Source organism: Scytonema sp. PCC 10023 (genome assembly GCF_963920835.1).
GTDB lineage: Bacteria > Cyanobacteriota > Cyanobacteriia > Cyanobacteriales > Nostocaceae > Kalymmatonema.
Genome location: NZ_CAWUDP010000231.1, coordinates 1 through 3,986 on the forward strand (window position 1 = coordinate 1; position 3,986 = coordinate 3,986).

Genomic DNA, 3,986 nt, shown 5'->3' on the forward strand with positions numbered 1-3,986 from the left:
CAAGGTGCGTAGTGATGTCTAACGACCTCGTGGCGTATGAGGACTTGAAGGTGCGGAATATGGTAAGGAATAGACACCTCGCCAAATCCATTTCTGATGCAGCCTGGACTCAGTTCCGTACATGGGTTGAATATTTTGGGAAAGTATTTGGTGTGGTCACGGTTGCCGTCCCGCCCCAGTATACCAGTCAAAATTGCTCTAATTGTGGGAAAGTTGTCAAGAAAACTCTTAGCACTAGAACACATACTTGTCACCATTGCGGACATACCCAAGATAGGGACTGGAATGCTGCACGAAACATACTAGAAAAAGCATTAAGTACGGTGGGTCACATCGGAACTAACGCCTCTTGTCGGGAACGACCTCTGTTTGGGTGAGGAAACTCCTTCAAGTAAGTCGGCTCACAGAAAGAGGAAGCCCAAAGAGCAATCTTTGGAATCCCCCGCTATACTCGGTACTCCGAGTTAGCGGTGGGAGGATGTCAAAGTGCTTGTAACTGTTACAACAGAATAATTTGGAGTACTATCCATGTCAAACACCCCAAAAACTACACCTTTGGTATCAGATGAACGCAATGTTTGGCGCTGGGGCTTTACTGCTCAGAGCGAAATTTGGAATGGTCGTTTTGCAATGATTGGCTTTTTATCTGTTGTTTTACTTGAAGTGTTTTCTGGTCAAGGGTTTCTTCATTTCTGGGGCATTTTCTAGATTAACGCTGATTTTCATTAGGATTCTATTTGCCTTCAGTTGATGTTTGTGTATAAAAATATATAAATAAAAATACGGTACGGTTTTATTTTTTGATAGTCAAGGTTATTTCTGAGAAAATAGTTTATACTTGTTAATAGATTACAAAAAACTAGGTGAAATATATGGCTGACATTGTTGATACCGCTGTTAATGCGGGTTCTTTCAGTACCCTAGTTGCTGCAATCAAGGCTGCTAATCTGGTAGATACTCTTAAAGGCGCTGGTCCATTCACCGTCTTTGCACCTACAGATGAGGCGTTTGCTAAACTACCAGCAGGCACAGTAGACGCATTACTTAAGGACATTCCAAAGCTCAAGAAAATCCTGACGTATCATGTTGTTTCAGGCAAGGTACTGGCGGCTGACGTGGTGAAGCTGAAGTCAGCTACTACAGTTGAAGGAACGGATGTGAAAATTGACGCTTCCAATGGCGTCAAGGTGAATGATGCCACAGTTGCAACACCGGATGTTGCTGCTGATAACGGTGTCATCCACGTCATCGACACAGTATTGATTCCTGCGTAAGCAAATGCTTAGATAGGGAATATTATTTATGGGGCAAGAACTACCTATAGTTCCTGCCCCACTGGTGCATAAATATCTTTTAGCAAACACTTTAAAAAGCAACGCTAAATTTTTGTTGGCAGTGTTAAGCCAGTAACTGACACCAAAAAGTGAGTTTTGAGGAACGGGACTTCGTCGTGTTCCTCATGTTTTGCTCGAACGGTTGACCGTTCTTTTCGTTTACGCGACTTAATTGCATAAAGTCGAGTTTAAAGTTGGACGTAATTTTTAGCTTGCCAAATCAACCAAAGCGTCCCACCGAAACCGGACTACGCGTGAGACTGATTTGCGATAATGCTCAGTAGTGAATACTGATAGTGTGATACTTGTCTGACCAGGGTCTAAGATGCCTTTCACAGTGCATTTCTGCATTCTGTTATTGCAGTAGGCAACGATGCGATCGCCAACCTGGATATCCAACGCTTTAATTTTCAACAACGACTTAACCTCATAAAAGGATTCTTGGCTCAGCTAGCTACATTCAGCTTTGCCTACTTATCTACATAAATCACTAAATAGATATTTCTTCCTTAGTATTATCGGCAGGTTATCCTGCTCTGAATTGCCCTCTACCCAAAGGAAAGAAAAATATATTGCTACATTTTACTAGCCTTACTCATAATAACACATAGGAAAAAGCTTGCATCAAACTTTATATTTTATTGTCAAGTAACTTTATACCTAAAATCTTCTTAAATGTCATTTCAGCTGAAATCTTTATGAGTGAGTTTGATTCCAAAAATTATTTCGCAACCTAAAAGCTTATTTATTTTTTTCTTAATTCCTAAGAGAGAAGGCAGTGCTTTGAGTCCAAATCCAACATAGACTTATTAGGATAAGGACTTAAGTATGGCACGGCAGCGCTCAAAGCAAAAGCAGATTCAACACATTGCACAAGAAACTTTTGGTTACGACAGCTTGCGTCCTGGACAGCAACAAGTCATCGAAGCAGTTGTTGATGGACACGACACTCTAGCTGTGATGCCTACGGGTTCAGGTAAATCAGCAATCTACCAAATTGCTGCCTTGTTAGTTCCTGGTGCAACTGTAGTGATTTCCCCTTTAATTGCCCTTCAGCATGACCAAGTAGAAGCGATTGAGGAGCAGGATATGGCTGAAGCTGCTGTTGTCAACTCTGCCATACCCAACGCAGAACGAGAGGAGGCGTTTACAGACTTAGAAAAGAAAAAGCTAGAATTTTTGTTTCTTGCTCCAGAACAATTTAATAATGAGGAAGTCCTGGCACGAATAGCAGACGCAAAACCTTCTCTATTTGTAGTAGACGAAGCTCATTGTATCAGCGAGTGGGGGCATGATTTCCGTCCTGATTACTTGCGGTTGGGTGGTGTGATTGATACGCTTGGTCATCCCACTGTACTTGCCCTAACTGCTACCGCTTCACCGATTGTGCGGGATGAGATTGTGGAACGCTTGGGAATGCGCAAGCCGCATATATTTGTACGTGGATTTGACCGTCCGAATATTTGGTTAGGTGTGGAGACTTTCCACGACGAAGCTGAGAAACAAACTGCTTTGCTCAAGCGTGTTGCCGCTGCCGAAAAGCCTGGTATAGTTTACGCGGCGACTCGTAAGCACACTGAGAAAATCGCTGAAGCTTTATGTAAAAAAGGAATCAAAGCCGTCCATTATCATGCAGGAATGAAAGCATCAGAACGCGAGCAGGTTCAAGCTGCATTCATGGCTGATGAGGCAGAGGTTATTGTTGCGACTACTGCTTTTGGTATGGGGGTAGATAAATCGAATGTGCGCTTTGTCTTCCACTACGACATTAGCGATTCTATTGACTCATATTATCAGGAAATTGGACGCGCCGGACGGGATGGGGAGGAGGCGAAAGCGATTCTGTTTTATCGTTCAAATGACCTCAACATCCGCCGTTTTTTTGCCAGTGGCGGTAAGCTAGATTTTGAGGAAGTTTTGCAAGTCGCACAAGCAGTACAAAAGGCTGATGCGCCACTTGAGCCGGAAGATTTACAGGAACAAACAGAACTATCTCAAAATAAACTTACAAAAGCTCTCAGTCGGTTGGAAGAAGTGGAGGCGGTAGAAATTTTGCCAACTGGTGAGGTTACTAAAAGCAAGGCAGAAGTTAACCAAGAATCAGCAGCTTCTTCAGCAGCATTGGCTGAGGAACGACGAGAACAATTTGTGCGATCGCGCTTAGAAATGATGCGAAACTACGCCGAATTGCAAGATTGTCGTCGCCAGTATCTGCTCAACTATTTTGGTGAACCAATGCAGAATAAGTGTGGATTTTGCGATAATTGCCAAGCTGGAGTCACTGTTGAGCAAACTGTCTTTCAACCTTTCCCTATCAACAGCAGTGTCATTCACACCAAGTTTGGTAAAGGGCGGGTGATGCGCTACGAAGGCGATAAAGTGGTGATTTTGTTTGACAAGGTGGGTTATAAAACCTTCGCTGTTGAGCTTGTGCAGGGACTGCTGAAGCAAGTGGATTAGAACATCAAAGAGCCTATCCTAGTAACGTTTTGCAGAATTCACGCATTCAAAAAGCTTACGTCACAAACTTGTTGTTCCTGTTTGAATGGTAGCTTTATTTGCGCCGATAAGTACTAGTTGGAGAGACTTTTATCATCACTGGAGTTTAGACTAACACATGACAAAATGACCCAGCAGCACTGAGTTTACAAG

At 43.0% G+C, this 3,986-nt stretch carries 4 protein-coding genes and 1 pseudogene; 4 read left to right on the top strand and 1 reads right to left on the bottom strand.

Going from position 1 to position 3,986, the window contains the following annotated elements:
• The 3 genes and pseudogenes from ACM0OZ_RS48065 to ACM0OZ_RS48075 form a co-directional block, all read left to right on the top strand.
• A pseudogene (locus ACM0OZ_RS48065) lies at positions 1-468 on the top strand (RNA-guided endonuclease InsQ/TnpB family protein); the annotation flags it as partial.
• A gap of 60 nt (positions 469-528) precedes the next feature.
• Positions 529-708, top strand: coding sequence for a chlorophyll a/b-binding protein (locus ACM0OZ_RS48070; RefSeq protein ID WP_414590028.1), 180 nt, complete (start codon positions 529-531; stop codon positions 706-708).
• 164 nt (positions 709-872) lie between these two features.
• Positions 873-1,274, top strand: a complete 402-nt coding sequence (locus ACM0OZ_RS48075; RefSeq protein WP_414590029.1) for a fasciclin domain-containing protein — start codon at positions 873-875, stop codon at positions 1,272-1,274.
• A gap of 267 nt (positions 1,275-1,541) precedes the next feature.
• Here ACM0OZ_RS48075 and ACM0OZ_RS48080 read toward each other — a convergent pair whose 3' ends face one another.
• Positions 1,542-1,751, bottom strand: a complete 210-nt coding sequence (locus ACM0OZ_RS48080; RefSeq protein WP_414590030.1) for a hypothetical protein — start codon at positions 1,749-1,751, stop codon at positions 1,542-1,544.
• Positions 1,752-2,162: 411 nt separating this feature from the next.
• Here ACM0OZ_RS48080 and ACM0OZ_RS48085 point away from each other — a divergent pair, with 411 nt between their 5' ends.
• Positions 2,163-3,794, top strand: a complete 1,632-nt coding sequence (locus ACM0OZ_RS48085; protein ID WP_414590031.1) for a RecQ family ATP-dependent DNA helicase — start codon at positions 2,163-2,165, stop codon at positions 3,792-3,794.
• Positions 3,795-3,986 lie beyond the last annotated feature (192 nt).

What these genes read in the sequence shown, in the direction of transcription:
- ACM0OZ_RS48085 (WP_414590031.1), top strand. Translation starts at nt 2,163, where the DNA reads ATGGCACGGCAGCGCTCAAAGCAAAAGCAGATTCAACACATTGCACAA.
- ACM0OZ_RS48075 (WP_414590029.1), top strand. Translation starts at nt 873, where the DNA reads ATGGCTGACATTGTTGATACCGCTGTTAATGCGGGTTCTTTCAGTACC.
- ACM0OZ_RS48070 (WP_414590028.1), top strand. Translation starts at nt 529, where the DNA reads ATGTCAAACACCCCAAAAACTACACCTTTGGTATCAGATGAACGCAAT.